General features: G+C 52.1%; 21 protein-coding genes. 18 read left to right on the forward strand and 3 right to left on the reverse strand.

What is annotated here, in order from left to right; genetic code table 11:
* Positions 1 to 22: 22 nt before the first annotated feature.
* From OOT00_RS01110 to OOT00_RS01185, 16 genes are all read left to right on the forward strand, one after another.
* Positions 23 to 1,060 (forward strand): 4Fe-4S dicluster domain-containing protein, encoded by a 1,038-nt coding sequence (locus OOT00_RS01110; protein WP_265423446.1) that lies wholly within the window; start codon positions 23 to 25, stop codon positions 1,058 to 1,060.
* 111 nt (positions 1,061 to 1,171) lie between these two features.
* Positions 1,172 to 2,017, forward strand: coding sequence for an FAD/NAD(P)-binding protein (locus OOT00_RS01115; RefSeq protein WP_265423447.1), 846 nt, complete (start codon positions 1,172 to 1,174; stop codon positions 2,015 to 2,017).
* A gap of 379 nt (positions 2,018 to 2,396) precedes the next feature.
* Positions 2,397 to 2,714, forward strand: coding sequence for a TusE/DsrC/DsvC family sulfur relay protein (locus OOT00_RS01120; RefSeq protein ID WP_265423448.1), 318 nt, complete (start codon positions 2,397 to 2,399; stop codon positions 2,712 to 2,714).
* A 121-nt stretch (positions 2,715 to 2,835) separates the two neighbouring features.
* Positions 2,836 to 3,243 carry a secondary thiamine-phosphate synthase enzyme YjbQ gene (locus tag OOT00_RS01125; protein WP_265423449.1) on the forward strand — a complete coding sequence of 136 codons (408 nt, stop codon included), beginning with the start codon at positions 2,836 to 2,838 and terminating at the stop codon, positions 3,241 to 3,243.
* 3 nt (positions 3,244 to 3,246) lie between these two features.
* Positions 3,247 to 3,693, forward strand: coding sequence for a siroheme decarboxylase subunit alpha (gene ahbA / locus OOT00_RS01130; protein ID WP_265423450.1), 447 nt, complete (start codon positions 3,247 to 3,249; stop codon positions 3,691 to 3,693).
* 5 nt (positions 3,694 to 3,698) lie between these two features.
* Positions 3,699 to 4,580 (forward strand): nitrilase-related carbon-nitrogen hydrolase, encoded by an 882-nt coding sequence (locus OOT00_RS01135; protein ID WP_265423451.1) that lies wholly within the window; start codon positions 3,699 to 3,701, stop codon positions 4,578 to 4,580.
* A 210-nt stretch (positions 4,581 to 4,790) separates the two neighbouring features.
* On the forward strand, positions 4,791 to 6,008 hold the full coding sequence (locus tag OOT00_RS01140; protein WP_265423452.1) for a TolC family protein: 1,218 nt from the start codon (positions 4,791 to 4,793) through the stop codon (positions 6,006 to 6,008).
* A gap of 3 nt (positions 6,009 to 6,011) precedes the next feature.
* Positions 6,012 to 7,502, forward strand: coding sequence for an efflux RND transporter periplasmic adaptor subunit (locus tag OOT00_RS01145; RefSeq protein WP_265423453.1), 1,491 nt, complete (start codon positions 6,012 to 6,014; stop codon positions 7,500 to 7,502).
* Positions 7,499 to 10,645: an efflux RND transporter permease subunit gene (locus OOT00_RS01150; RefSeq protein ID WP_265423454.1), complete on the forward strand. Its 3,147-nt coding sequence runs from the start codon at positions 7,499 to 7,501 to the stop codon at positions 10,643 to 10,645. The genes OOT00_RS01145 and OOT00_RS01150 overlap by 4 nt, the downstream gene beginning before the upstream one ends.
* A 27-nt stretch (positions 10,646 to 10,672) precedes the next feature.
* A complete protein-coding gene (locus tag OOT00_RS01155; RefSeq protein WP_265423455.1) occupies positions 10,673 to 11,026 on the forward strand; it encodes a copper-binding protein in 354 nt (117 codons plus the stop codon).
* Between the two features lie 392 nt (positions 11,027 to 11,418).
* Positions 11,419 to 12,705 carry a (Fe-S)-binding protein gene (locus OOT00_RS01160; protein ID WP_265423456.1) on the forward strand — a complete coding sequence of 429 codons (1,287 nt, stop codon included), beginning with the start codon at positions 11,419 to 11,421 and terminating at the stop codon, positions 12,703 to 12,705.
* Positions 12,706 to 12,744: 39 nt separating this feature from the next.
* Positions 12,745 to 15,771, forward strand: a complete 3,027-nt coding sequence (locus OOT00_RS01165; protein WP_265423457.1) for an FAD-dependent oxidoreductase — start codon at positions 12,745 to 12,747, stop codon at positions 15,769 to 15,771.
* 86 nt (positions 15,772 to 15,857) lie between these two features.
* On the forward strand, positions 15,858 to 16,298 hold the full coding sequence (locus OOT00_RS01170) for a hydrogenase iron-sulfur subunit (protein ID WP_139450930.1): 441 nt from the start codon (positions 15,858 to 15,860) through the stop codon (positions 16,296 to 16,298).
* Positions 16,299 to 17,246 carry a ferredoxin family protein gene (locus OOT00_RS01175; RefSeq protein WP_265423458.1) on the forward strand — a complete coding sequence of 316 codons (948 nt, stop codon included), beginning with the start codon at positions 16,299 to 16,301 and terminating at the stop codon, positions 17,244 to 17,246. It begins immediately after the preceding gene.
* 35 nt (positions 17,247 to 17,281) lie between these two features.
* Complete coding sequence (locus tag OOT00_RS01180; RefSeq protein ID WP_265423446.1) at positions 17,282 to 18,319, forward strand: 4Fe-4S dicluster domain-containing protein; 1,038 nt, start codon at positions 17,282 to 17,284, stop codon at positions 18,317 to 18,319.
* Between the two features lie 111 nt (positions 18,320 to 18,430).
* A complete protein-coding gene (locus OOT00_RS01185; protein ID WP_265423447.1) occupies positions 18,431 to 19,276 on the forward strand; it encodes an FAD/NAD(P)-binding protein in 846 nt (281 codons plus the stop codon).
* 273 nt (positions 19,277 to 19,549) lie between these two features.
* Here the strand turns inward: OOT00_RS01185 and OOT00_RS01190 are convergent, their stop codons facing one another.
* From OOT00_RS01190 to OOT00_RS01200, 3 genes are read right to left on the reverse strand one after another with little or no spacing between them, the layout of a single operon-like run.
* Positions 19,550 to 20,380 carry a M55 family metallopeptidase gene (locus tag OOT00_RS01190; protein ID WP_265423459.1) on the reverse strand — a complete coding sequence of 277 codons (831 nt, stop codon included), beginning with the start codon at positions 20,378 to 20,380 and terminating at the stop codon, positions 19,550 to 19,552.
* Complete coding sequence (locus OOT00_RS01195) at positions 20,377 to 21,300, reverse strand: cation diffusion facilitator family transporter (RefSeq protein WP_265423460.1); 924 nt, start codon at positions 21,298 to 21,300, stop codon at positions 20,377 to 20,379. Before OOT00_RS01195 ends, OOT00_RS01190 begins: the two co-directional genes overlap by 4 nt.
* Positions 21,301 to 21,660, reverse strand: a complete 360-nt coding sequence (locus tag OOT00_RS01200; RefSeq protein ID WP_265423461.1) for a translation initiation factor Sui1 — start codon at positions 21,658 to 21,660, stop codon at positions 21,301 to 21,303.
* 249 nt (positions 21,661 to 21,909) lie between these two features.
* On the opposite strand from OOT00_RS01200, the gene OOT00_RS01205 reads away from it, so the two are divergent.
* Together OOT00_RS01205 and OOT00_RS01210 are read left to right on the forward strand one after the other, a co-directional pair.
* A complete protein-coding gene (locus tag OOT00_RS01205) occupies positions 21,910 to 22,500 on the forward strand; it encodes a TetR/AcrR family transcriptional regulator (RefSeq protein ID WP_265423462.1) in 591 nt (196 codons plus the stop codon).
* 92 nt (positions 22,501 to 22,592) lie between these two features.
* Positions 22,593 to 22,928 carry a DMT family transporter gene (locus tag OOT00_RS01210; RefSeq protein WP_265423463.1) on the forward strand — a complete coding sequence of 112 codons (336 nt, stop codon included), beginning with the start codon at positions 22,593 to 22,595 and terminating at the stop codon, positions 22,926 to 22,928.

The raw sequence follows: 22,928 nt of genomic DNA on the forward strand, positions 1-22,928 counted from the left end.
CAAGCATTATCGGAGGAAAATTATGAGTTATATCCGAATTGCCAAGGCATCCTGGGACGGTGGGCTTGAGAAGGCGCGTAAAGCCTACGAACTCATCGGACCTGTGCCAGAAAAAGACAGTCACAAGTACGCGGTATTGGCCGCGGGCCAGCTTCCGGACATGGGATTTAAAAGCACAAAGCTGTCTCCCAAGTGGGTTGTGTTTCCCCAGTCTGAAGTGATGTTTGAATATACCCTGGATGAGAGCAAGGCCAACCACCACATCCTTCAGGAAGTGCCCGCCGCACCGGGCGCACGGGCTGTGATCGGCATCCGTCCCTATGATGCCAAAGCCATCCAGCTGACTAAGATGAACTTTGACAACAAAGATTACAAAGATCCCTTCTGGCTGCGCAATTATGAGCGCTGCACCTTTGTGGGCCTTGCCATCAATGAGCCTTCTTCAACAGATTTTTCCACCTCCTGTGGCACAGGTCCCTTTGCCGAAGAAGGCCTTGATGTACTGCTGGTGGATGCAGGGGATGCTTTCATCGCCAAGGTGTTGACGGATAAGGGGAAAAAATTCCTTTCCGAAGCAGGCTTTGCCGAAGAAGCCGGTGCCGATGCGGCCAAAGCCGTGGAAGATCTGAAGGCCAAGGCAGAAGCGGCCATCACTTCGAAGGTGAGCTACAATAAGATTGCTGGCAAGACCATCATGGATCTTTATGATGCCCCCTTTTGGAAGGATGTTCTCTTTGGCTGCATCAACTGCGGTACCTGTACCTATGCCTGCCCCACCTGCTGGTGCTTTGACATTCAGGATGAGGTGAAGGGTACGGATGGTGTGCGCGTGCGGAACTGGGATTCCTGCATGACGGGTCTTTTTACCCACCATGCCTCGGGCCATAACCCCCGCGAACACGAATGGGAGCGTACCCGCCAGCGTTTCATGCACAAGCTGAAATATTTTGTGGACAAGTACGATGCGGGCCTGATGTGTGTGGGCTGCGGTCGCTGCGTGGAGCAGTGCCCTGCCAACATTGACATCCGGACGGTGTGCAATACCCTGAACGATTTTTAAACCGGCCACGTGGCAGGGCAGGCTTTTGGCCTGCCCACTACCCCGTGCCTGCATATCGGTGCAGCCCCCTGTGTCTGCCCACTGGAAATAGCAGGATAAGGAGAAGACAAGGTGAGAAATCCCAATCCATATGAGCCGTATCCCGTCCGTATAGACGACATCACGGTGGAGACGGAAGACAAGAGCTTGAAGACCTTCAAGTTCGTCTTCCTGAATCCTGAGCATGAGGAGATGTTTGCGTATAAGGCGGGCCAGTTTGCAGAGCTTTCCATTCCGGGTCAGGGCGAAATACCCATCGGCATTGCGTCCAGCCCTACGGAAAAGGGTTTTGTGAAATTCACGGTGTTTAAAACCGGCAAAGTGACAAGCTATCTGCATTCCATGCAGGTGGGCGATATCATGGGTCTTCGTGGCCCCATGGGCAACTGGTATCCCTGGGAGATCCTTGAGGGGAAGAACATACTGATTGTGGGGGGTGGTTTTGCTTTCACGACCTTACGTTCTTCCATCAAGATGATGCTGGATAACCGGGATAAGTTCGGCAAGATCGATGTGGTGTATGGTGCGCGTTCACCGGGTATGCTTCTTTACATGGATGATCTGAAGGAATGGGAAGCGCAGGGTAAGATCAACATGCACATTACAGTCGACAAAACCGATGATCCTAACTGGAAATATCATCAGGGTTTTATTCCTCCGGTTGCGGAAAAGGTGGCACCCCCTGCCAGTGATGATACCTATGCCATTGTCTGTGGTCCTCCCATGATGATCAAGTTCACCATGCCTGTGCTGGACAAACTGGGCTACAAGCATGACCACATTATCATGAGTCTTGAAAACCGTATGAAATGCGGCATTGGCATGTGCGGTCGCTGCAACATCGGCAAAGAGCTGGTGTGCAAGGACGGTCCTGTGTTCACTCTGGATCAGCTCAACCAGATGCCCAAAGAGTATTGAGGCACTCCATAACTTGTAGTGGGGATGTGGCCTGAAAATGGGAGCTCGTTGGGAAACACTGAACTTCACAGGAAATATTCCGAAACCATCCTCTCTGATTTTCAGGAATACCTCCAGCTTCTAAGATGTATAATGCGAAAGTTGCGACCGTTCCCCGGTTTCTGGTGGAGCGGCCGCAACTTTATTCCGGGGATTCCTGCCCGTTTATGGGCAAGCGTGTTCGCAAAAGTTTGACACCTAAGAAGGAATGATGTAAAAACATCTTGCTTGTTGACAAGGCATGCTTGTTTCGTTAGGTAGATACGCTAACAAAAAGTTAAGGATATAACGGGAACCCCCCCATAAGAATGATATCTTAATTACAGGAGGTCTTTTTAAAATGGCTGAAGTAGAATTCAAAGGAAAAAAGTTTGTTGTGGATGAAGATGGCTTTCTTGAGGACTTCAATACCTATACGGAAGAATGGGTTGAGTTCTGCATGAAAGAAGAAGGTATCGAAACCCTGACAGAAGAACACTGGAATGTAATCAATATTCTTCAGGATTATTACAAGAAGAATGGTATTGCTCCCATGGTGCGTGTTCTTTCCAAGCTTACCGGTTTTAAACTTAAGCACATCTATGAGCTTTTCCCCTCAGGACCCGGTAAGGGAGCTTGTAAAATGGCTGGTCTTCCCAAGCCTACGGGCTGCGTTTAATATCTGCCGTTGCAACACTGTATTTTTTGCTGAAAAGAAAAGGTCCTGCCATGGCAGGACCTTTTCTTTTATCAGAAAGATGCCGTATGATTGCATCCGTGTACTTTATGGGAGAAAGTCTATGCATATGAAAGTTCAGACATCCACGCGTAAAGAACTCGTGGACATTACGGCACGGGTGCAGGAAGTTGTGGCCGCATCGGGTATGGTGACAGGTCTTTGCCATATTTTTGTTCCCCATACCACAGCGGCCATCACTCTGAATGAGAATGCCGACCCGGATGTGCAGGAAGACATGATCCGTACGCTTTCCAGATTGGTGCCGGTGGATCCGGATTACAGGCACATGGAAGGGAATTCCGATGCTCATATGAAGGCCTCATTGATCGGCGCTTCGGAGCTGGTGCCTGTGCGGGATGGCCGTCTGGATTTAGGTCGCTGGCAGGCCATTTATCTGTGGGAATTTGACGGACCCCGGAGGCGCGAGGTGAGAATCATGCTGATGCCCCAGCAGGAAAGGGGACTTTAAATCATGGATGATCTGGATAAAAAGCTTTTGAACAGTATACAGTCAGGTTTTCCCATTTGTTCCAGGCCCTATGGTGCCATTGGAGAAATGCTGGATATGGGCGAGACCGAGGTGCTGGAGCGATTGAAGAAGCTCAAAGAGTCCGGTATTATCCGTCGAATAGGGGGCAATTTTGGGCCTGAGAATCTTGGGTATTTTTCCACCCTTTGTGCCGCAAAGGTGCCGGAGGATAAGCTGGAAGCCTTTACGGAGACAGTGAATTCTTACCCCGGTGTCACCCATAATTATATCCGGGAAAATGACTGGAATGTGTGGTTTACCTTTATCGAGCCTTCACGGGAGATTATTGCCCATAATCTGGAGGAGATAGCTAAAGAAACGGGAGTTACGGAGATCCTCAACCTGCCGGCCACCCATGTTTTTAAAATCCGTGCAAAGTTTGCCCTATAATACCCATGATTAATTCCGGAATCTCTCTGCCGGATAAAGACGGCATCATCACAGGTCTGGCCCTCGCTCCGCAGTTTATGGGGGATGTTCAAAACAACCTTGCTACTTTAAAGTTTTTTTGTGAAAGGGCATCTCTGGCCGGTGTTGAAGTCCTTCTTCTGCCCGAAATGAACCTTACGGGATACCCGACCCGCAAAGAAGATCTTGAGCGATGTGCCCTTGGTCTTGAAGAGGCCATTTCCATCATGGTCCCCCTTGCCAGCCGGTGGAACCTTGTGCTGGTGGCGGGTTTTGTGGAAAGGTCAGAAAAACGTTTTTTTGTAACCCAGCTTGCACTGGGGCCTGAAGGACTGCTTGCCCTTTACAGGAAAATTCATTTAGGTCCGCCGGAGAGACCTCTATACTGTGCGGGAGATCAGACCGCCTCTTTTATGTTCAAGGGAATGCATTTTGCCATAGCCCTTTGCTATGATGCCCATTTCCCTGAGCTTTTTTCTCACCTTGCCAGTCAGGGTGTGGATGTATTTCTTATTCCCCATGCCTCTCCCAGAACTACTCCCCAGGAAAAAAAATCCTCATGGCTGCGCCATCTTTCAGCCCGTGCCTTTGATACGGGAAGCTATGTGCTGGCAGTAAATCCCCTTGGTCCCGATGGTGCAGGAAAAAGTTTTCCGGGTCTTGCCCTGGGTCTTGGTCCTGACGGCCGTATCTTTGGTGAGCTTGCCACAGATAAGCCCGATCTTCTGGTACTGAATCTTCATGCAGAACGGGTGAAATCCCTTCGATCCCATCCCATGACAGCCTTTTATTGTGGCCGGAGGCCGGATCTTTATATGGCTTGGATCCGTGAAGAGCTGGAAACGGTTTTTCCTCCCAAAATACCCTGATTTCTTTCCCTGTGGCTGGGCTTTGTCCTGGCTCTGTCTGGTTGCGGGACAGGGTCGTTGACATAAAACTTGTTCGAGCCTCCTGGGTGTGTTAATTTTTCTGAACCTGGTTTTTTTTAAAGATTCTCCCCACAGCATTTATGCGGCAACGTTTTTCAGATCTCTTCTCTTTCCTGCTTTCCCACCCCTGTCTGAAGAAAGGAAAACCCTATGGGCATTTTTCGTCCCATGCTGTGTGTTCCCTTCATGCTCTTTTTTGTGGTTTTACCCCTTTCCCTTTGGGCTTTGGAACCTGAGCATTTATCCTTGCCCCGCACCCTGGAAATCGCTTTTGAACGGGATACCACCCAGGAAAGCTTTAAGGCCAGGGCTGCAAGTCTTCATGAGCGTGGTGCCGTGGCTTCCCGGCTTCCGGATCCCCGTCTGCTTTTGGGGTATGAAAAGGCGGAAAGCATGGAGGAATACATGTTGGGAGTGAGGCAGGAAATTCCCCGCAGTAGCCGTTTGCGTCTTAAACAGGATCAGTTTGGCGTGCTGGCTTCTGCCCAGGAAAGGCAGGCTGAAGTCTGGGATCGGCAATTAAAGAGAAATGTGCGCATGGCTTATCTCGATCTCTGGTACCAGCAACAGGCCTTAAAGATTGTACGCCATCACCTCAGTCTTCTTTCGGAGCTGGCAGGAGCGGCGGCTCAGCAATATGCCGTGGGCAGGGTGAGCCAGCAGCAGCTTGTCATGCTGGAGCTTGAGGAAGATAAGGAGAAGGATCGTCTGGCCCGCAGCCTTGGCGATGAAGAGGCGGCCCGGGCGAGGCTGGCCCGCTGGATCGGCAGCATTCCGGAAACCCTTCAGCTGGATGAAAAAAGCCCCCCGTTGCCCTCCCTTCCTCCCCTTGAAGCTTTGAAGGCGGCACTTCCGGAGCATCCGCTTCTGGCGGTGGATCAGGCGAGCATTCAGGCAGGTGAAATGGAGGTGAGACTGGCGGAACAGTATTATACGGGTTTCATGGTGGATGGCCTGTATACCCGAACGGATGAGGACCAGCAGAAATTCAACCTCATGTTTTCCATCGAAATTCCCCTTGCGCCCTCCGGGAGGCAACAACGCAACGCCGCTGCTGCCCGGCACCAGGTGCGCGCCACAGGCTATGACCGGCTGGAGCGCCTGCGCCAGATGGAAGGGGAGGTGGAAGCAGGGTATGTACGCTGGGAAAGACTGGGGCAACGCATGGATCTGTACCAGACCCGGATTTTACCCCAGAGTCACATGGTCAGTGAGCTTGCCGCTTCGGGTTATCAGCACAGGGTTGGAGAGTATGCGGGCTGGCTGCGCTCGTCTGTGGCGGCCTTTGAAAATGAACTTTCCTATCTGCGTCTTTTAACGGAGCAGGCCAGTGTGCAGGCGGAACTCCTCTATTATACGGAGAAATAAACCATGAAATTTTCATCCCTGTTCAAGCTGGCTTTTGCCTTTATCATCGGTGTTTTTCTCACAGGGGCCTTTTTCCTGTGGCCCTACGGGGAGGAGGATCACAGCATCCATGGAGAATCCGTTTTGGGCTCAGAAGAACGCGTTATCCTTTACTATCGTCATCCCCATAACCCCCAGGTGACATCGGAAACCCCGCGTAAGGATGAGATGGGAATGGATTATATTCCGATCTACGCCGATGCCGCAGGGGATGCCTCTGCATCCGGAGTCCGGATTGCTCCTGAAACCCGGCAGAACCTTGGGGTTCGCACGGCGCATGTTCGCAGGGGAACCCTCTCTCCCCTTGTGGAGGCCGTGGGTTATGTGGACTATGATGAAAATCTGCTTTCCCATGTGCATGTGCGTACCGAAGGCTGGGTGGAGCGCCTTGTCGTACGCACGGCAGGGGAAGGGGTGAAAAAGGGGGCGCTGCTCTTTGAGTTCTATTCGCCCCAACTGGTGAATGCCCAGGAAGAATATCTGCGGATTCTGAACATCGGTCAGCCCGCAGTACGGCAGGCGGCCCGCGAGCGTCTGCTAGCCCTGGGGATGGGCAGGCCTACCCTTGAAGCTCTGGAAAAAGATCGCAGGGTACGCACCCTGATTCCGGTGTTTGCCCGTCAGGATGGGGTGATAAGCGAGCTTGGTATCCGTGAGGGTATGTTTGTGACCCCGGCCATGGACATCATGACCCTGGCCGATCTTTCGAGAATCTGGATACAGGTGGAGGTTTTTGAACATCAGGCGGCTCAGATTGCAAGGGGGCAGAAAGCACTTCTGGACATGCACCCTGTGCATGGGGGCAGCCTTGAAGGAGAGGTGGCTTTCATCTATCCGGCTCTGGATCCCAGGACGCGGGCTTTGCGGGTGCGTTTGACTTTCCCCAATCCCGATGGTCGGCTGAAGCCAGGCATGTTTACCCGGGCGCGTATTCTGGGAGAACCCCGGGAGGATATTCTCCTGATTCCTTCGGCCAGCCTGATCCGAAGTGGCAACAGCCAGCGGGTGATTGTGGATCGTGGAGAGGGGCGCTTTGAAGCCCTTGAGGTGGAGACCGGCCTGATAACAGATGATGAGGTGGAGATTCTTGCCGGTCTTTCCCTTGGCGAGAAGGTGGTGGTTTCAGGCCAGTTCCTGATAGATTCGGAAAGCAGCCTCCGGGGCTCTTTTCTGCGTATGCAACCCTTGGAGGATTCGCCGCCCGCATCGGGTGAGGCGGTGTGGGCCAGGGGCGTTTACAAGGGTGCTGGCGCCAGTCCGGGATCCATCCATGTCAGCCATCAACCCATTGTGGAGTTGGGCTGGCCCGCCATGGCTATGGATCTGGACCTTAAAGAAGGGTTTGAGCTTCCTGCGGATATCCATGAAGGTATGGAGATTGAATTTGCTTTGGAGCAGGTGGATGAAGTGACTTTCCGCATTGTGGATCTGCGAAGTCTGGAGGTGGCCCCGTGATTAACGCCATAATCCGATGGTCGCTTCGTAACCGTCTGCTGGTTCTCCTTGCCAGCCTCTTTCTGGCAGTCTGGGGGATGTATTCCCTTTATAAAACTCCCATGGATGCCATACCGGATCTTTCCGATGTGCAGGTTATTATCAAAACAAGCTATCCCGGTCAGGCCCCTCAGGTGGTGGAGCAGCAGGTAACCTATCCCCTTTCCAGTGCTCTTTTGGCTGTGCCAAAGGCAACGGCGGTACGGGGATACTCCATGTTCGGAGACTCCTATATTTATGTGATTTTTGAGGATGGAACGGATTTGTACTGGGCAAGGGCAAGGGTGCTGGAATACCTCAGCCAGGTTGCGGGCAATCTGCCCGAAGGGGCAAGGCCTTCTTTAGGACCCGATGCCACTGGGGTGGGCTGGGTTTTCCAGTATGCCCTGACAGACCGCAGCGGCAGACACGACCTTGCCCAGTTGCGCAGCCTTCAGGACTGGTTTCTAAAATATGAACTGCAGACCGTGGAAGGGGTTTCCGAAGTGGCCACCATCGGTGGCATGGTACGCCAGTATCAGATTGTTATGGATCCCCATCGTCTGCGGTCCTATGGTCTGACCCCGGCACAGGTTGCCGATGCAGTGAGGGCCGCAAATCTGGAGAGCGGTGGCTCTGCCATTGAGATGGCTGAGGCGGAGTATATGATCCGCGCCAGGGGATATATCCAGAGCCTGGAGGATCTGCGGCAGGTTCCTCTGATTCTAAGCCCCGGAGGCACCCCGCTTCTGCTGGGGGATGTGGCGGAAGTTACCACAGGACCGCAGATGCGTCGGGGAATTGCCGAGCTCAATGGCGAAGGCGAGGTGGTGGGGGGTATTGTGGTGATGCGTTCCGGAGAAAACGCCCGGGTCGTGATTGAACGGGTGAAGGAAAAGCTGGATCAGCTCCGTCCAGGCCTGCCTGCGGGTGTGGAAATTGTCACGACCTATGACCGGTCCAGTATCATTGACAGGGCTGTGGAAAATCTTCGGGATACCCTGATCAAGGAACTGCTTGTTGTTGTGCTGGTCTGCATGCTTTTTCTCTTTCATTTCCGATCTTCCCTGGTCATTGCCATCAGCCTGCCTTTGGGCGTTCTCGGTGCCTTTGCCATCATGAAGCTTCAGGGAATCAATGCCAACATTATGTCCCTCGGTGGGATTGCCATTGCCATTGGCGCCATGGTGGATGCCGCCATTGTCATGATAGAAAATGTGCACAAACATATGGAACACCAGAAAGAAGGGGAGGTCCGGGAACACTGGACTTTGATCCGGGAAGCTTCCGAGGAAGTGGGACCGCCCATCTTTTTTGCCCTTTTGATTATCACCATCAGTTTTCTGCCTGTGTTCACACTGGAAGCCCAGGAAGGCCGTCTTTTTGCTCCTCTGGCCTTTACCAAGACCTATGCCATGGCGGTATCCGCAGGCTTGGCCATTACATTGGTACCTGTACTGATGGGGTATTTTATTCGCGGTAATATCATGCCGGAGCAGAAAAACCCCTTGAATCGTATGCTCATTGGGATTTATCGACCGGTGATCCGTATCTCTTTGGATTATCCTGCTACGGTTCTGGTGCTGACACTGGTGGTCAGCCTCAGCATGGTTTACCCTGTACTGCGTCTGGGTTCGGAATTCATGCCCACTCTGGATGAGGGGGATCTCATGTACATGCCCACTACCCTGCCGGGGATTTCCGTGGGAAAGGCCAGTGAGCTTCTGCAGCAGACGGACAGGCTCATTAAAACCCTGCCTGAGGTGAAAAGCGTTTTCGGCAAAGCAGGGCGGGCCGAAACCGCTACAGACCCGGCTCCCCTGACCATGCTGGAAACCACCATACAGTTGAAACCCCGCGAAGAATGGCGGCCCGGTATGACTACAGCAAAGCTTATTCAGGAGCTGGACAGCCTTGTGCAGCTTCCCGGTGTCACCAATGCCTGGGTCATGCCCATCCGAACCCGCATTGATATGCTGGCGACAGGTATCCGGACCCCTGTGGGGATCAAGGTGGCGGGAACGGATCTTGGGGTGATTCAGAAAATCGGAAGTCAGATTGAGGACGTGATCCGCGGAGTTCCGGGAACCACTTCCGTGTATTCGGAGAGGGTTACGGGCGGTCGTTACATTGAGATAGAAATAGATCGGCCTGCTGCGGCGCGTTATGGGCTGAATGTGGCGGATATTCATGGGGTGATCCGTATGGCAGTGGGCGGCATGAATATCAGCACCACTGTGGAGGGACTGGAGCGCTATCCCATCAATCTGCGCTACCCGAGGGATGTGCGGGATTCTCTGGAAAAACTTCAGCAACTTCCCCTGGCAACTCCAAGCGGGGTATGGGTCAGTCTGGAGCAGGTGGCGGAGGTGAAAATCACCGATGGGCCTCCCATGATCCGCAGCGAAAATGCCCGGCTCAGCGGCTGGGTCTATGTGGATATTCAGGGCAGGGATCTGGGTTCCTATGTCAGTGAGGCCAGGGATGCGGTGGCGCGTTATGTGGAGCTTCCATCGGGTTATTCCATCAGCTGGTCTGGTCAGTATGAGTATATGGAGCGGGCCAATGCCCGCCTCAAGCTTGTTATTCCCCTTACCCTGGCCATCATTCTGCTCTTTTTATATTTGAGTTTTGGTCGGGTTGGCGAAGCTCTGCTTATTATGGCGACACTGCCTCTGTCTCTGGTGGGGGGATTCTGGCTTCTTTATTTTCTGGATTATAATCTCTCCATCGCTGTGGGGGTGGGCTTCATTGCCCTGGCTGGTGTGGCCGCAGAGACCGGTGTGGTGATGCTGGTTTACCTGGATCAGGCCCTCCGCAGGTGTGAGGAAAAGGCTTTTCAGGAGAAGAGGGGCGTCCATGTTGCGGAACTGATGGAGGCTGTGAAAGAGGGTTCTCTTATGCGGGTAAGGCCCAAAATCATGACAGTTGCCACCATTATCATTGCTCTTTTGCCTATTATGTTCAGTACGGGAACCGGAGCTGAGGTGATGCGTCGCATTGCAGCGCCCATGGTGGGCGGCATGGTCAGTGCCACGCTTTTGACCCTGGTGGTTCTGCCGTCGGCTTTTTTCTTGTGGAAAAAATATACGTTCACAGAGGGTTTGCCCAAGAGTAAGCCTTAAAACGTAAAACCAGAAAAGGAGTGCAGCATGAAAAAAGTGGTTCTTATCCCTATTCTCGCCCTGATATTTCCCTTTGTGCTCTGCACGGCTCCCATGGCCAGCAGCCACAGCCATGGGGACCATAATCATGGGGCCGCAGAAACCCCTGAGGGTAAAGTTGTTACGGCCATGGGCCTTGTGACAGCCCTGAATCCTGGGGGAAAGAGTATTACCCTGAAGCATGAGCCCATCCGGGAGCTGAACTGGCCAGCCATGACCATGGCGCTGGCTCTGGAAAGTCCGGATCTGGCCAAAGGCCTTAAGGTTGGCGATAAGGTGGCGTTTAAACTCAAACAGCTTTCTGCCACGGATTATGTTATTACGGAAATCACAAAGCATTGAGAAGGTAAACCCGTATAGTTTTGCTTAAGGCAGGTCCTTTCTATGGGGACCTGCCTTGGTGTTTTCAGAAGTTACTTCCAGAAATATGATTTGAGAGTTTTTCATAGAATTTTATTTTTTATATTTTTTTAGTTGAACTGAAAAAAATTAAGTCTTTTTAAATAGTAAAAATCTATCCTTGTTATTAACTATATCAGGATTATCTGTTTGACTCCCTCCTTCTTCCCTTTCTATAAGACACAATCAAATTTATACCTATGTTCTTCATTGGTAAAATCTATTTATAAAAGAAGAAACCATAATTTTCCCTGAGAGATCTTTGCACAACATGGCGTCAGGAGAGAGCTTATGGAATATGGATGCCTTTTTGGATGTGAAGGGAGGAATAATAGATGACAGCTGAAGCGGTACGCGTCGGCGGTACTGGCGGGGATATCTGCAGGATGGCACGGGAAATGGTCCCGGACGGGAATCTCAATGCCTGTCTCACCTGTGGTACCTGTTCCAGTGGCTGTCCTGCCACAGGACAGTTTGACATGGATCCGCGGAAATTTCTCCGCATGGCCGTGCTGGGCATGGATGAGGCTCTGGAAAAGCACCCATGGGCCTGGGTCTGCACCATGTGCAGGCGTTGCTATGATGTCTGTCCCATGCAGATCAACATTCCGGCACTCATTTATGAAATCCGTTCCCGCTGGCCCAGAGAGGAGCGGCCCAGAGGGATTCTGGAATCCTGTAATCTCCATGTGAAATCCCGTGGTGGTGCCATGGGGGTCCCCTTCGAGGACTTTAAGTTCACGGTGGATGATCTGGCGGAAGAATGCCGGGAACAGCCGGGGTTTGAGGAGTTACAGGCCCCCATTGATAAAGAAGGGGCCATGTATGCTTTGAATCAGAACTCAAGGGAACCCGTTGTGGAGCCAGATGAGCTTCTGCCCCTCTGGAAGATCCTCCATACCGTGGGGGCGGACTGGACCTATTATTCTGAAATGTGGGCCGGTGAGAACTACTGCATGTTCCTTGCCGATGACAAATCCTGGGAATATATCGTCCGTGCCCAGGTGGAACACCTGAACAAACTGGGTGTGAAGTATTTTGTGAATACGGAATGCGGGCATTCCTTTTACGCCATTTATGGAGCTATCCGCCGTTTCAATATTGAAACTAACTTTGAGTTTATTTCCATCATTCAGCTCTATGCCAAATGGATACGGGAAGGCAAACTTCCCGTTAATTCAGAGTGGAACAAGGAGCTTGGCATCAAGTTCACGGTGCAGGATCCCTGCAATATCATCCGTAAATCTTTGGGCGATGAAATGGCTGAAGATCTGCGTTTTGTCGTTAAGACGGCCGTGGGGGAGGAAAATTTCATTGATATGGTGCCCAACCGTTCCAACAACTACTGTTGCGGTGGTGGGGGCGGGGCGCTTCAGGCTGGCTTTACGGAACAACGGCAGGCCTATGGAAAAATTAAATTTGATCAGATCGACAAAACCGGCGCCACCTACGTCATCACCCCCTGCCACAACTGCCATGCACAGGTAGAAGATATCGGCCATCATTTTGACGGGAAGTATCATACCGTGCATCTGTGGACCATTCTCTGTCTTTCCATGGGGATTCTCGGTGAAAACGAACGGACCTATCTGGGACCGGACCTTGCGGATTTTGGTCTGTAATTTCCCTGAGCCATCAGGCGTGAGGAGGAGTAAAACAAGATGTCAGAAAAAACCATAGGATCAGTTCTGATCGCCGGCGGCGGAATTGCCGCCATCCAGGCGGCACTGGATCTGGCCGATTCCGGCTATTATGTCTATATGGTGGAAAAATCGCCATCCATCGGCGGGGTCATGGCCCAGCTGGACAAGACCTTTCCCACCAATGACTGCTCCATGTGCATCATGAGTCCCAAACTTGTGGAGGTGGGACGGCACATCAATATTGAGCTGGTAACCCTGGCAGAGATCAAGGATATAAAGGGGGAGGCCGGTAATTTCGATGTGGAGGTCTTCCAGAAGGCCCGTTATGTGGACATGGATAAGTGCATCGGCTGTGGGGCCTGCATGGAAAAATGCCCCAAAAAAGTGGATGATGAGTACAATATGGGTCTTGACAAGCGCAAGGCCATCTATGTGCCCTATCCCCAGGCTGTACCGCTTAAGTATGCCATTGATGCAGCTAATTGTATCAAAATCACAAAAGATAAATGTGGAAACTGTGAGAAGGTCTGCCCTGCGGATGCCATTAATTATAAAGATACGGACAAGACTTTTACCCTTAATGTGGGTTCCGTCATTCTGGCCACGGGCTTTTCTGCCTACAATCCTTCGGGTAAGGATTTCCTCAACTATGACCGCAGCAAGGATGTGGTCACCTCTCTGGAGTTTGAGCGGCTCCTTTCCGCATCCGGTCCCTTTCAGGGCCATGTGGTGCGCCTGTCCGATAAGGAACATCCCCATAAAATCGCTTGGTTGCAGTGCGTGGGTTCCAGGGATGTGAACACCTGCAAAAACGGTCACTGTTCTTCGGTCTGCTGCATGTATGCCATCAAGCAGGCCATCATTGCCAAGGAACATGATCCGGAGCTGGAAACCAAAATTTTCTACATGGATATGCGTACCCACGGCAAGGGCTTTGAGGATTGCTATAATCAGGCCAGGGAGAACTATGGTGTAAAGTTCCAGCGCTGTCGTGTGCATACGGTGTATGACAATCTCGATGGTCCGGGACAGGTTCTGGAATACATTGATGAGAACAACCAGCGGGTAACGGAAGTCTATGACATCGTTGTTCTTTCCGTTGGTATGGAAATCAATGATGAAGTGCGGGCCAATGCAGCAAATATGGGCATTGAGCTGACCGAAGGTGGTTTCGTTAAAACCTCCACCTTCAAACCTGTCAGCACTTCCAGGGAAGGGGTCTATGTCTGCGGTGCCTTCCAGGGTCCCAAAGATATTCCCCAGTCCGTTGTGGAGGCAGGTGCTGCGGCCCTCAATGCCGGAGCAGGCCTTGTTGCTGCCCGGAACACCCTGACCCGCACCGTGGAAAAGGTGAAGGAAAATGACATCCGGGGAGATCGTCCCCGTATCGGTGTCTTTGTCTGCCACTGCGGGATTAACATTGCAGGGGTCATTGATGTGGAGGCGGTGAGGGATTATGCGGCAAGCCTGCCCAATGTGGAGTTTGTGACCAATAATATGTATTCCTGTTCCCAGGATACCCAGGATGGCATGGTCAAGGTCATTAAGGAAAAGGGCTTAAACCGCATTGTTGTGGCGGCCTGCAGTCCCAGAACCCATGATCCCCTTTTCCAGGAAACCCTCATCAATGCAGGCTTGAATAAATACCTCTTTGAAATGGTGAACATCCGCAACCACGGCTCCTGGGTACACAAGGATCAGCCTGCGGAAGCCACCCTGAAAGCCAAAGAGCAGGTTCGCATGGCCGTGGCCAAGGTGGCCCTGTTTGAGCCTCTCTCCGAAGCCACCCTTGAGATAGACCAGAACGTACTGGTCATCGGCGGCGGGATTTCCGGTATGGCTGCTGCAAGAGCCCTTTCCACCCAGGGCTATCATGTGACTCTGGTGGAGCGGGACAAGGTTCTGGGCGGTCAGGCAAGAAATCTTTATGTTACGGGCAAGGGCGAGTCCATTGAAGAAGGCCTTGCCGACATGGTCAACAGCGTGGCTGTGGATGATAAAATTGATGTCCTGCTGGAGTCCAGCCTTAAAAATGTGGAAGGCTTTGTGGGTAACTTTGTCAGTACCATTGAGACAAAGGGCAGTGAAAAAGAACTCCGCCATGGTGTTACCATCATTGCCACGGGGGCTGAGGAATATAAGCCCACGGAATACCTCTACGGCAGCTCTGATAGGGTGGTGACGGGTCAGGAGCTGGATGGACTCATGAAGAGCCATGATGCCAAGGTGGAGAAGGCGGAAACCGCTGTCTTCATTCAGTGTGTGGGTTCCCGTGAGCCGGGCCGTGCCTACTGCTCCCGCATCTGCTGTACCCATACCATGGTGAGCGCCCTTCACCTGAAGGAGAAAAAACCGGACATGGATGTCTTTGTCCTCTACCGGGATATCCGTACCTATGGTGAAAAGGAAGCCCTTTACAAGAAGGCCAGGGAAAAGGGTGTGATTTTTGTCCGTTATTCCCTGGAGGCCAAACCCCTTGTGAAAGAAGCCGAAGGCAGACTGCTGGTTCGTGTGAACGATCCCATCATTCAGAGGCCCCTTGAGCTTGCGGCGGATCTTCTGGTACTGGCCTCTGCTGTTAAACCCTACAAGGATGAGCGTCTGGCCCAGTTCTTTAAAGTGCCCCTCAATGATGACGGCTTCTTTGTGGAAGCCCATGTGAAGCTGGCACCCAGTGATTTTGCAACGGACGGGGTCTTCCTTGCGGGCCTTGCCCACTATCCCAAGCCCATTGACGAGGCCATTGCCCAGGCCCAGGCGGCCGCAGCACGGGCCACGGGTCTCCTTGCCAGAAAGACCATCAATACTTCCGGTCAGGTGGCCTATGTGAATCAGGACCTTTGCTCCGGGTGCCGTGTCTGTGTGGCGGTCTGCCCCTACAACTCTCCGGGTATGATTCTGGAAGGGCCGAGGGCGGGCAAGGCGGAGATCAACCCCGTACTCTGTAAAGGTTGTGGGGCCTGTGTGGCATCCTGCCGCTCCGGAGCCTTGAATCTTAAAGGCTTTGAGGAAGGTCAGATCCTGGCCATGATTGATGCGGCCTGATTGAAGGATACGTGAGACCGGTGCCGCAGGTGCCGTTCTTTTCAAGAATCATATGCACCTTACCAAAAGGTGCAGGGAGGCTTCCTATGCAGGAGTTTGAACCTAAAATCATTACCTTTCTGTGCAACTGGTGCACCTACGGAGCCGCAGATCTTGCGGGCGTGAGCCGCTTTCAGTATCCGGCCAACATGCGCATCATCCGTCTGCCCTGTTCCGGAAGGGTTTCGCCCAAAATGGTCCTTTCCGCATTCCGCAACGGAGCGGACGGGGTCTGGATTTCCGGTTGTCACCCCGGTGACTGTCACTACATCACCGGTAACTATTATGCCCGCCGTAAATTTACACTGCTGAAGGAAATGCTGGAGCATACGGGCCTTGAACCGGGTCGTATCCAGTTTTCATGGATTTCTTCCGCAGAAGGCGTGAAGTTTGCCGATGTGGCCCGTACCGTGATTTCCGAGGTGAAGGCCCTTGGTCCTGCCAAAGGTATGGCAAAGGAGTTTATTATGAGTCAGGAGGTGGCGTAGATGGCTGATGTCGCCCTGAAAATAAGAGAGATTGCCAGAGAGCTTCTTGATTCTGAGAAGGTTGATGTGGTGATCGGCTTCAAAAAGGGAACGCTTCCCGTCATGAGTGAGCCGACCATCATTCGTAAGGCATCGGATACAAAGGATCTGATCTGGGACGCCACCTGCCGTCTCAATCTGTGCAATTATTTAACGGGCCGCAAGGACCGCATCGGTATCATTGCCAAGGGCTGTGATGCGCGGAACATTGTGGGTCACATTGTGGAAAACAAGATCAAGCGGGATCAGCTTGTGATCATCGGTGTTCCCTGCACGGGCATGGCGGACAAAAAAGTCCTGAGCGACCTTGCAGGCGGCGAAGTAACGGCCTACAGCGAGGCAGGTGATCAGATTACGGTAAGCGGCCCTGCGGGAGAAAAGACTGTTTCCAAGGCAGATGTTCTCCAGTCCAACTGCTGCACCTGCATTAAACGCAACCCCGTAATTTTTGACGAGATGGCAGGGGAGCCCGTGGAAGAACTTTCCCCTGACAATCGCTTTGCGGACGTGGAAGCCATAGCTTCCATGGATGCGGCTGCCAAGTGGGGGTATTTTGAGGAGCTTCTTTCCGGCTGCACCCGCTGCTATGCCTGCAAGAACGCCTGCCCCTTGTGTTATTGTCCCACCTGTTTTGTGGATGAATCCCGTCCCCAGTGGGTGGGTAAGGGAACGGACCCCATTGATATCCGCACCTACCACTTCCTGCGGGCCTACCATTGTGCAGGGCGTTGTACGGATTGTGGTGCCTGTGAGGCGGCCTGTCCCATGGATATCAAAATGCGTGCCTTCACACGGAAAAGCATCAAGGACTGTGTGGACAACTACGGTTGGGAAACGGGTATGAAGGAGGGTGTGCGGCCGCCGCTGGACACCTTTAAAACCGATGACCCCGAGGCCTTTATCCGCTAGGCCCTTACGACCCCAAGCATTATCGGAGGAAAATTATGAGTTATATCCGAATTGCCAAGGCATCCTGGGACGGTGGGCTTGAGAAGGCGCGTAAAGCCTACGAACTCATCGGACCTGTGCCAGAAAAAGACAGTCACAAGTACGCGGTATTGGCCGCGGGCCAGCTTCCGGACATGGGATTTAAAAGCACAAAGCTGTCTCCCAAGTGGGTTGTGTTTCCCCAGTCTGAAGTGATGTTTGAATATACCCTGGATGAGAGCAAGGCCAACCACCACATCCTTCAGGAAGTGCCCGCCGCACCGGGCGCACGGGCTGTGATCGGCATCCGTCCCTATGATGCCAAAGCCATCCAGCTGACTAAGATGAACTTTGACAACAAAGATTACAAAGATCCCTTCTGGCTGCGCAATTATGAGCGCTGCACCTTTGTGGGCCTTGCCATCAATGAGCCTTCTTCAACAGATTTTTCCACCTCCTGTGGCACAGGTCCCTTTGCCGAAGAAGGCCTTGATGTACTGCTGGTGGATGCAGGGGATGCTTTCATCGCCAAGGTGTTGACGGATAAGGGGAAAAAATTCCTTTCCGAAGCAGGCTTTGCCGAAGAAGCCGGTGCCGATGCGGCCAAAGCCGTGGAAGATCTGAAGGCCAAGGCAGAAGCGGCCATCACTTCGAAGGTGAGCTACAATAAGATTGCTGGCAAGACCATCATGGATCTTTATGATGCCCCCTTTTGGAAGGATGTTCTCTTTGGCTGCATCAACTGCGGTACCTGTACCTATGCCTGCCCCACCTGCTGGTGCTTTGACATTCAGGATGAGGTGAAGGGTACGGATGGTGTGCGCGTGCGGAACTGGGATTCCTGCATGACGGGTCTTTTTACCCACCATGCCTCGGGCCATAACCCCCGCGAACACGAATGGGAGCGTACCCGCCAGCGTTTCATGCACAAGCTGAAATATTTTGTGGACAAGTACGATGCGGGCCTGATGTGTGTGGGCTGCGGTCGCTGCGTGGAGCAGTGCCCTGCCAACATTGACATCCGGACGGTGTGCAATACCCTGAACGATTTTTAAACCGGCCACGTGGCAGGGCAGGCTTTTGGCCTGCCCACTACCCCGTGCCTGCATATCGGTGCAGCCCCCTGTGTCTGCCCACTGGAAATAGCAGGATAAGGAGAAGACAAGGTGAGAAATCCCAATCCATATGAGCCGTATCCCGTCCGTATAGACGACATCACGGTGGAGACGGAAGACAAGAGCTTGAAGACCTTCAAGTTCGTCTTCCTGAATCCTGAGCATGAGGAGATGTTTGCGTATAAGGCGGGCCAGTTTGCAGAGCTTTCCATTCCGGGTCAGGGCGAAATACCCATCGGCATTGCGTCCAGCCCTACGGAAAAGGGTTTTGTGAAATTCACGGTGTTTAAAACCGGCAAAGTGACAAGCTATCTGCATTCCATGCAGGTGGGCGATATCATGGGTCTTCGTGGCCCCATGGGCAACTGGTATCCCTGGGAGATCCTTGAGGGGAAGAACATACTGATTGTGGGGGGTGGTTTTGCTTTCACGACCTTACGTTCTTCCATCAAGATGATGCTGGATAACCGGGATAAGTTCGGCAAGATCGATGTGGTGTATGGTGCGCGTTCACCGGGTATGCTTCTTTACATGGATGATCTGAAGGAATGGGAAGCGCAGGGTAAGATCAACATGCACATTACAGTCGACAAAACCGATGATCCTAACTGGAAATATCATCAGGGTTTTATTCCTCCGGTTGCGGAAAAGGTGGCACCCCCTGCCAGTGATGATACCTATGCCATTGTCTGTGGTCCTCCCATGATGATCAAGTTCACCATGCCTGTGCTGGACAAACTGGGCTACAAGCATGACCACATTATCATGAGTCTTGAAAACCGTATGAAATGCGGCATTGGCATGTGCGGTCGCTGCAACATCGGCAAAGAGCTGGTGTGCAAGGACGGTCCTGTGTTCACTCTGGATCAGCTCAACCAGATGCCCAAAGAGTATTGATACATAATAGGGGGGTGTCTCCCTGAGGTTCCAGTCCATAGGGTTTGTGTAAAGGCCCATGATGCCGGTTATCGGGTGTCATGGGCCTTTTTTTCAAAGTGAGGGATGCTCTGGAAAGGGCGGAGGTTTTTTGCAACCTGATGGTAGATGGGCAGAAAGTTAAATTTTTATTGAGTGGATGATGAAGTGCTGTTTCGGGTGGCTGGCGGCAGCATTGTAAAGAGGAAAAATTCCTCACGGAGTCTCCTTTCATTTGTCATGGAACAGGAGAATTCAGTTCCATAGATTCTGCCAGCATCCCATATAGCGGTACCCCTGAAGAATGGCAGGAATGGCCGGTGCGGGTATACCTTTGAAAACGCTCTGGCGCAGAAGGGTGCCCAGCACTTCCCTGGCCGAAGGGAAATAACCTTCCTGAATTTTCCCGCGTATACTGCTTTCCAGAAACCATGGACCTTTTCTGCAACAGGGGAAGCTCTGGAAATTTTCTGCGGCAGTCCTGGCGTTTTCACGGATGTTTCTCTGAATGTCGGCCGTTTTTTTGGTGCTGGTTTTTTTCTTGGGAATGGTTACGGTACGGATCCATGGAATGTTCTCCTTGATTCGCTGGCATGCAGGAAAGTCTGCCGTGACAAGGGCAACAGGTATGCGGGCTTCTGCGAGAACAGCTGCCATGATCTCCACTTCGCTAACAGGCTTCTTTTCCAGACGGACCCAGTCGATGTCCCTGTGGAAAATATGGGGGCTGAAAGCTTCCGGTTGATCCGGTGCACCGTGCCATCCTATCATCAGTGCCAGATCTGCCTCGGGGATATGGCCGAGTAGGGGGACTGGGTACCAGTGATGCCCCTGCTGCAGTCTGATACCTTTTTCCGGCAGTAGGCGGGGAAGAATATTAAATCCTGTGGCATGCATGTCCCGTATATGGATGATTTCCACCCCGGCATCTTTCAGGCCGGCAATGGCTGCGCTGACATCTGCTGTAATGAGGTTGCGGGCCTCCTGCCATTCCGCTGTGAGAGGTTTGCACTGTTTTTTTTCATAAACACCTGTTATTCCTTCTATATCCGCAAGAATAAGGGCTGATTTCGGAGTTGGTTTCATGGGTCGCCTCCATGGCAGTTGAGGGGGTGATGGGGAGGGGTAAGGGGATCCGGAGGTTCAATATGGATGACCACGTCTTCCATGTGAGCATGTTTCCGGATGAGAAGCTGGCGCACTTCTTCGGCTATGGCGTGCGCTTCCCGTACAGAAATATCGCCGTTTACCACCAGATGAATGTCTGCAAAAATTCGGGTACCCAGAAAGCGGGTTCGAACATGGTGGGCATCCAGCACCGCAGGGTGGCTGCAGGCATGCAGAGTGATGCTGTTGCATATTTCAGGGGACGCTCCTGATGCCATGAGTTCCTGGAAATTAGGCCATACAATACGGGTTGCGGCCTGTGTAATAAAAACGGATACAATCAGTGCACCAATGGTATCCAGAAAGCGCAGCTCAGGGAATAATATGGCCGCCGATACGGCAAGAAAGGCGGGTATGGAGCTTAAGGCGTCAATGCGGTGATGCCAGGCATTGGCCATGACAGCGGAGCTGCCCACTTCCGTGCCTACCTTATGGGTCCATCGGTAGATGGCTTCTTTGGCAAATATGGAGAATGCTGCTGCATAGGCCGCTATGGGGGTGGGCTGGGTTTTGTAGCCTGCAAGGAGATTTCTGGTTGCTTCTACACCGATACCGATACCCGCAAAGAGCAGAAGGGTTCCTATGAAAAGGGTGACAAGGGTTTCAATACGGCGATGCCCGTAGGGATGGCTTTCGTCTGGTGGAAGTGTCCAGAAGGCGGCACCGGCTATCACAACGATATCTGTTATGGCATCGGTGGCAGAATGGACGGCGTCGGCCATAAGGGCTTCGCTGCTGCCCCACCATCCGGCCGCGTATTTGATACCGACGAGCAGCAGATTGACAAGAAGGCCGGCAAAGGTGACGTATTGTATACGTTTTCGTAGGTCGGAACCCATTCAGCCCCCGGCTTTTTTGGCTTTGAATCCCTTCTGGCTGAGCCAGGTAAGGATGGTGTCTCTGTGGTCTCCCTGAATCTCAATGTGTCCATCTTTGACGGTTCCGCCGCTTCCGCATTTTTGTTTCAGTTCTCTGGCCGTACTATGGATAAGCTGTCCATCCAGTCCGGAAACCAGAGTTACTCCCTTTCCCTTGCGGCCCTTGGTTTCTCTGCTGACGCGGATAGTGCCGTTATTATGGGAGGTATTGCTTTTGGTTTGGCTACAGATGCAGTTTTTTGCGGGTTTCTGGCAGCCCGGGCAGATGCGGCCCAGCTCCGATGAATAGACGAGGGCGTTGTTGTCTTGAGTTGAATTCATAAATGTAAGCATTCCTTACAAAAGCGTAAAACAATATCACCTGCCAGTATAGCATAGCCTGTTTTTTTGTGAATTGTCACGAACAGCCTGTGACGAGGAACGTCAGTTGTACCGTGTCATGTTGTTTATGACCTTATCAGTACTTGCCGACGCCGTATAGATGCAAAATAGTCCTTGACGGAAAAGAGTATGTCCTTTATACATGCTCATGACTGACATTCAGTCATGAGCATGTATAAAGGAGTTCTTATGGAAAAAAAAGAAAAAATTATTGCCGCGGCCATAGATGTTTTCAGGGGAAAAGGTATTGAAAAGACAAAGGTTTCCGATATCGTTAAGGCCGCCGGAATTGCTCAGGGAACATTTTATCTCTACTTTCCTTCCAAATTATCTGTCATGCCGGATATCGCATCGGTTATGGTCCAGAGAACCGTTGCTGAGGTGCGGGAACGGGTGAGGGAGGAAGGCAGCTTCTGGACGCGGATGGAAGAGCTGGTGGATGTTGTTTTCCGCCTGACGGAAGAGTACCGCGATGTGCTGGCCCTCATTTATGCGGGTTTATCCCAGACAAGGCATATTACGGAGTGGGAAACCATCTATGCACCTTTTTATGAGTGGATGGGGCTGTTTCTTCGCCAGGCACAAAATAACGGGGAGATACGCAGTACCCTTAACGCAGACCGGACAGCCAAGCTTCTCATCGGTCTCATTGAATCCACTGCGGAGCAGATTTATCTTTATGATGCCCTGCCGGAGAAGGAGAAGGTTGCTTTTCAACAAAGAGAGCTGATGGATTTTATGCGGTATGGATTGATTTGCGAAGAAAGCAAACGGGCTTGAGTCGATTGCTTTGATTATGGAGCAGGTCTTTACCTGTTGCTGGCTACAACGCGGAGCTGATTTGTGACTGATATTCAGTCAGGAGGATGAAAGTGAATAAGTCGTGGGTGTATGTAGGGCTTACCTGCCTGTTTGAGCTTTTCTGGGTGTATGGTTTTAATGTGGCCTCCTCATGGTGGCACTGGGTAATCATTGTGGGGATTATTCTGGTAGATTTTCATTTTTTATCAAAGGCATGTGAAAAGCTCCCCACGGGAACGGTTTATGCTGTATTTGCGGCTGTTGGTACCGCCGGAACGGCACTGATGGACGTGGTACTGTTTGCTGCGGATTTTCATTTGCAGAAGGGGCTTTTCATTGTTCTTATCATCATAGGGGTCGTCAGTCTCAAACTGGCTGATAATCAGGATGAAGGGGAGGTTGGATAA

The organism is Desulfobotulus pelophilus (assembly GCF_026155325.1).
Taxonomy (GTDB): Bacteria; Desulfobacterota; Desulfobacteria; order Desulfobacterales; family ASO4-4; genus Desulfobotulus; species Desulfobotulus pelophilus.